The sequence below is a fragment of the Serratia sp. H1w genome (genome assembly GCF_000633355.1).
GTDB lineage: Bacteria > Pseudomonadota > Gammaproteobacteria > Enterobacterales > Enterobacteriaceae > Chania.
In genome coordinates, this window is record NZ_AYMQ01000007.1 from 1 (window position 1) to 740 (window position 740).

At 53.8% G+C, this 740-nt stretch carries 1 protein-coding gene; it reads left to right on the top strand.

The features are described 5' to 3' along the window. The coding region (locus U869_RS0102155; protein ID WP_025122499.1) for an IS3 family transposase at positions 1-698 on the top strand (698 nt) is incomplete at its 5' end. Positions 699-740: the final 42 nt, after the last annotated feature.

A 740-nucleotide genomic window follows, 5' to 3' on the forward strand; every position in this document is an offset into this window, starting at 1 on the left:
TCTATGGTGCACGAAAAGTCTGGCGTCAGTTACTTCGCGAGGGTTTTAGCGTTGCCCGGTGTACTGTTGAACGTCTGATGAAAACAATCGGTCTTCGGGGTGTACTCCGCGGCAAAGTCATCAGGACCACAATCAGTCGCAAAACAGCGGCAGCAGCGGATCTGGTCAACCGCCAGTTCGTGGCTGAACGTCCCAATCAGCTTTGGTGTGCAGATTTTACGTACGTCAGCACCTGGCAGGGCTTCGCGTATGTGGCGTTCATCATCGATGTGTTTGCAGGCACGATCGTTGGCTGGCGGGTCTCATCGTCGATGGAAGCCAGGTTCGTGCTAGATGCTCTGGAACAGGCGCTGTGGGCACGTCGCCCTTCAGGTACAATCCATCACTCGGACAAGGGCTCCCAATACGTGTCACTGGCGTACACCCAACGGCTGCAGGAAGCGGAGCTGTTGGCGTCGACAGGCAGCACTGGCGACTCTTATGATAATGCACTGGCCGAGAGTATCAATGGGCTTTACAAAGCGGAAGTGATACACCGTAAGAGCTGGAAAAACCACGCAGAAGTGGAGCTTGCGACACTGGCGTGGGTGGACTGGTTTAACAATCGAAGGTTACTTGAACGGCTAGGACACATACCGCCGATAGAAGCCGAAAAAGCCTATTATGCTGCCAATGCAAATAATGATCTGGCAGCCTGAGCTTCTGGACTTAACTCTCTCCAAGAAAACCGGGGCGGTTCA